This window comes from Paeniglutamicibacter sp. (assembly GCF_046714615.1).
Lineage (GTDB): Bacteria > Actinomycetota > Actinomycetes > Actinomycetales > Micrococcaceae > Paeniglutamicibacter.
The window spans coordinates 1-5404 of record NZ_JBKKAP010000023.1; the positions used below are offsets into that span (position 1 = coordinate 1).

The window sequence follows — 5404 nt, forward strand, 5'->3', positions numbered from 1 at the left end:
ACATCCGGGCCTGGGTCAAGGCCTGGAACGAAAACCCGCGGCCGTTCATCTGGACGAAGTCCGCCGAACAGATCCTCGAGTCACTGGGCCGACTTCTGAAGCGAACTTCAGGCGCAGGACACTAGCCCTTCATCTCCAACTCGGTCCCCGGCTCCTGGCCGGGCTCGATGCCCGTCAGCACCGGGGCGCCACCTGTTGCAGGTTCCGCATCCGGGTCCTCCACCGGGCCGGCGAATTGCGACTGGTAGAGCCGGTAGTACGCGCCGCGTGCGGCGAGCAGCACCTCGTGGTTGCCCTGCTCCACGATCCTGCCCTCTTCCATCACCAGGATGGTGTCGGCGTCGCGGATGGTGGAGAGGCGGTGCGCGATCACGAAGCTGGTCCGGTCGCTGCGCAGCGCCGCCATGGCGTGCTGCACCAACAGCTCGGTGCGCGTATCCACCGACGAGGTCGCCTCGTCCAGGATCAGCAGCGACGGGTTGGCCACGAACGCGCGGGCGATCGTGATCAGCTGCTTCTCGCCGGCGGACACGTTGGTGCCCTCCTCGTCGATGACCGTCTCATAGCCGTCGGGCAGCGCGCGGACAAACCTGTCAACGAAGGTGGCCTTGGCCGCCGCCATGACCTCCTCGTCGGTGGCGTCCAGGCGCCCGTAGCGGATGTTCTCCAGGATGGACCCGCCAAAGAGCCAGGCGTCCTGCAGCACCATGCCGACCTTGGAGCGCAGGTCCGCGCGGCTGATCGCCGTGACATCGACCCCGTCCAGGGTGATGCGCCCGGAATTGAGCTCGTAGAAGCGCATCACCAGGTTCACCAGCGTGGTCTTGCCGGCGCCGGTGGGACCGACGATGGCCACGGTGTGCCCGGGGTGCGCCTCGAAGGACAGGTCCTCGATCAACGGCTTGTCCGCTGAGTAGGAGAAGGTCACGTGCTCGAACTCGACGTGGCCGTCGGTGCGCGCGGGAAGCGACGCGGTCACGGTGTCCTCGTCCTGCTCGTCGGCATCCAGCAGCTCGAAGGTGCGTTCCGCGGAGGCAACGCCGGACTGGAGCATGTTGGCCATGCCGGCCATCTGCCCCAGCGGCTGGGTGAACTCGCGCGAGTACTGGATGAACGCGGTGGCATCACCCAGGGACATCTGCCCCGAGGCCACACGCAACCCGCCGACCACGGCAATGCCGACGTAGGCCAGGTAGGAAATGAAGTTCATGACCGGGAAGATCATCCCGGAGACGAACTGGGCGCCGAAGGAGGCCTTGTAGAGCTCCTCGTTCTTCTCGTGGAAGCGCTCCAGCATGTCCTGCTCGCGGCCGAAGACCTTCATCAGGTCGTGGCCGGAGAAGGATTCCTCGATCTGCCCGTTCAGCGCGCCGGTGTTCTTCCACTGCGCGGTGAACATGCCCTGTGCGCGGGAGCCGATGACGCCGGCGGCGACGGCGGAGAGCGGCAGCGCGATCAGTGCGATCAACGCCATCTGCCAGGAGATGATGAACATCATGATGATGATGCCGATGACCGTCAGCAGCGACTGCACCAGCTGGCTGATCGCCTGCTGCAGCGCGTTCTGGATGTTGTCCACGTCGTTGGTGACGCGGGAGAGCAGGTCCCCGCGCTGGCGGGTGTCGAAGTAGTTCAGCGGCAGCCGGTTGAGCTTGTGCTCGACGTCCCGGCGCAGGCCGTAGACGACCTTCATGACCAGCCGGTTCAGCAGCCAGCCCGAGGCCCACATGAACAGCGACGCCACGAAGTACATGGACAGCACGATCAGGATGTACCGGCTGAGCAGCGTGAAATCGATGCCCACACCGGGGATGAGGTTCATCTTGGACAACATCTCGGCCAGGTCGTTCTGCCCCGAGGCGCGCAGGCCCTCGATGACCTGGTCCACCGGAACGTTGGCAGGCATTTGCCCGCCGATGGCGCCGGCGAAGATCACGTCCATGGCCTGGCCCAGGATCTTCGGCGCGATCACCGAAAGCACCACCCCTGCGGAGGCCAGGAGCAGGACCACGGCCATGCCGACCTTTTGCGGGGCCAGCAGCCCCACCAGGCGCTTGGCCGAGGGCCAGAAGTGCTTGGCCTTGCGGACCGGGACGGAATCCCCGAACATGTCCGAGGACCCGGCCGTGTCGAATTCGTCGATCTCGTCGTTCGGATCCACGACGGCGGTTGATTCCTTCTTGGTACGTTTTGCCACTTAGGCCACCTCCTCCACTGCCAGCTGGCTTGTCACGATTTCCTGGTAGGTTTCCGAGGTTTCCAGGAGTTCCTCGTGCGTTCCGCGGGCCACGATCTCGCCGTGGTCAAGGACCAGGATCTGGTCGGCCCCGGTGATCGTGGAGACGCGTTGGGCCACGATGATCACGGCCGCGTCCCTGGTCGGTTCCTTCAGCGCTGCCCGCAGCCGCGCGTCGGTGGCCACATCCAGGGCGGAGAAGGAATCGTCAAAGAGGTAGATCTCAGGCTTCGCGGCAAGCGCACGGGCGATGCACAGGCGCTGGCGCTGGCCGCCCGAGACGTTGGTGCCGCCCTGGGAGATCCTGCCCTCGAGTCCGTCCTCGCGGGCGGCGACGAAGGATTCCGCCTGGGCGGTGCGCAGGGCATCCCAGAGGTCCTCATCGGTAGCGGCATCTGCGCCGAACCGCAGGTTTGAGGCCACCGTGCCGGAGAAGAGGTACGGTCGCTGCGGGACCGTGGCCACCGCGGCCGACAGCTGGGCGCGGGTCAGCTCGGTGACAGGCACGCCGCCCACCAGCACCTGGCCTTCCTTCGCATCGTAGAGCCGCGGGATCAGGTTCAGCAGGGTGGACTTGCCCGCACCGGTGGATCCGATGATTGCCGTCATCGCCCCGCGCTTGGCGGTGAATGAGACGTCGTTGAGCACCGGCGCCTCGGCACCGGGGTAGCCGAAGGTGACGTTGCGGAACTCGACGGTTCCCGGCGCATCCATGTCGGCGACGTGCTCGTGCTGGTCGGTGAGGCTGGGAACCAACGTGGTGACCTCGTCGATGCGCTCGGCGCAGACGATGGCGCGCGGGATCATCATGGCCATGAAGGTTCCCATCATGACGGCCATGAGGATCTGCAGCAGGTACTGCAGGAAGGCGGTCAGCGCACCGATCTGCATGGCGCCGGATTCCACGCGGTGTCCGCCGAACCACAGCACGGAGGCGGTGGCGATGTGCAGGATCATGCCGATCAGCGGGAACATCAACACGAAGAGGTTGCCGACCTTCACGCCCACGCGGGTGAGCTTGGCGTTGGCCTCCTCGAAGCGCTCGGTCTCGTGGGGTTCGCGCACGAAGGCACGCACCACGCGGATGCCGGTGATCTGCTCGCGCAGCACGCCGTTGATCCCGTCGATGCGGTCCTGCATCTGGCGGAAGAGCGGCATCAGGAAGATGACCAGGGTGCCGACGACCACCAGCAGCACCGGCACGGAGACCCAGACCAGCCAGGACAGGCCGGCGTCCTCGCGCAGCGCCATGATGATGCCGCCAATGCACATGATGGGGGCGGAGACCATGAAGTTCAGTCCCATCAGCACCAGCATCTGCACCTGCTGCACGTCGTTGGTGCCGCGGGTGATCAGCGTGGCGGCACCGAACTTGTTGACGTCCTGGGCGGAGAACCCGGTGACGGCGTCAAAGACGGCATGGCGCAGGTCCCGTCCGATGGCCATGGCGGTCTTGGCCCCGAAGTACACGGCGGCAATGGCCGTGAGCACCTGGACAAAGGCGACGGCCAGCATCACGCCGCCGGTGCGCCAGATGAAGTCGGTATCTCCCTTGACCACGCCGGTGTCGATGATGCGGGCGTTGAGGCTGGGGAGGTACAAAGTGGCGATCGTGGTGGCGAGCTGGAAGAACAGCACGGCGGCAATCCACCACTTGTAGGGTTTCGAATGTCTAAGTATGAGCTTTAAGAGCATCAGGCAGTGTCCTCATGAATTTAGCCGCACGAATCCACCATGGTTTGGTGGTCCCGCGAGTGCGGCAACGCGGCGTTTTTCAGCCGGGCATTGGTCACTCTACCCTCGATTCCCCACGGTTTGACCCTCCCTAAGACTGATTTTTCCCGGGGGTGTACATCGCAGGATGTAGGGGTGAAATGACGACGACAACCATCATGCCTTGCAGCGCACGGTTTTTCGCGATTCCCTGTCGATGTCCACGCGAAGGCCATAGGCTGGAAACGACATCAACAATTTGCTGGATCGAATGGAGAACTTCATGTACTTGTCTTCAACGCCATTGGTCGTCGGCGAGCGCGCACCAAAGTTCATGTTGTCCGATGCGCACGGCACGCCGGTTGCCTTGGGCGACTATGCGGGCAAGAACGTCGTCGTGTACTTCTATCCCAAGGCCGCAACGACGGGGTGCACCACGCAGGCCTGCGATTTCCGGGACAACCTGAACTCGCTGCGGGCCGCCGGATACGAGGTCCTTGGCATCTCGCCGGATGCCGGCGATGCGTTGCTGTCGTTCGCCGAGGCCGAGTCGCTGAATTTCCCGTTGCTTTCGGATCCCGATTTTACGGTGGCCACGGCCTACGGCTCGTATGGGGAAAAGGAGTTCAACGGGAAGAAGTTCAACGGGATCCTGCGCAGCACTGTGGTGGTCGACCCGGAAGGCAACGTTTCCCTGGCCGAGTACAACGTGGCGGCCGACGGACATGTTGCCCGGCTTCGCGAGGAACTCGGGGTCTAGCTGTACTCGGCCAGGACGTTGGTGACGGTCGGCTGATCGGGGGTTGGTTTCACGGTGCCCAGTGGCATCATCGATTGCAGCAGTCGAGCCAAGGTGCAGGTTCGTCGTGGCCGTCTCGGTTTGAATAGAAGATCTGCAGGCATGCCGATTCGGTTTGCAGGGTGCGGCCGAGACGTTCGACGTTGCCCATACCGGGACGCTCCCAGAGGGGCCGAATGGTTCCCTTCAACCAATCCACAGCCGTTGCTGTCCGGCCCGCCCGCGGTGCACCATCGATACATGACCAAATACCTCATCTCCTTCCCGAGCGAAGCCATGGTGCTCACGGACGAGGAGTTCCCGATCGTCTCCTCCGAATCCCACGCTGTGATCGAGGAGGCGAAGGCCGCCGGCGTCTACGTATTCGGCGGCGGGATCGAGGAGAAAGCCGACCCCGTACTGGTCTCCGCCGACGGGTCGGTGAGCACCGAGATCTATCCGGGCTCCGAACTCAGGGGCGGGTTCACCGTGCTGGAGCTGCCGACGCGCGAGGACGCGGTCGAGTGGGCAAGCAAGATCGCGGTGGCCTGCCGTTGCTCGCAGGAGCTCCGCGAGTTCATGTACGACCCTCAGAGCTAGCCGCCCGCATCGCGGAGGAGAAGTCCCGAGCCAGGCATCCCCACAGACGGCGGCACCGGCGCGGATCGCATCCACGC

The 5404-nt window shown here is 64.5% G+C and carries 4 protein-coding genes; 2 read left to right on the forward strand and 2 right to left on the reverse strand.

The window, feature by feature from the left end; genetic code table 11:
- Positions 1-121: 121 nt before the first annotated feature.
- Positions 122-2161 carry an ABC transporter ATP-binding protein gene (locus ACLQ7E_RS02805; protein ID WP_411731032.1) on the reverse strand — a complete coding sequence of 680 codons (2040 nt, stop codon included), beginning with the start codon at positions 2159-2161 and terminating at the stop codon, positions 122-124.
- A 36-nt stretch (positions 2162-2197) separates the two neighbouring features.
- Positions 2198-3931: an ABC transporter ATP-binding protein gene (locus ACLQ7E_RS02810; protein ID WP_411731029.1), complete on the reverse strand. Its 1734-nt coding sequence runs from the start codon at positions 3929-3931 to the stop codon at positions 2198-2200.
- Between the two features lie 301 nt (positions 3932-4232).
- Between ACLQ7E_RS02810 and bcp the strand changes: the two genes are divergently transcribed.
- A complete protein-coding gene (gene bcp, locus ACLQ7E_RS02815) occupies positions 4233-4709 on the forward strand; it encodes a thioredoxin-dependent thiol peroxidase (protein WP_411731030.1) in 477 nt (158 codons plus the stop codon).
- A gap of 279 nt (positions 4710-4988) precedes the next feature.
- Positions 4989-5327 carry a YciI family protein gene (locus ACLQ7E_RS02820; protein WP_411731031.1) on the forward strand — a complete coding sequence of 113 codons (339 nt, stop codon included), beginning with the start codon at positions 4989-4991 and terminating at the stop codon, positions 5325-5327.
- Positions 5328-5404: the final 77 nt, after the last annotated feature.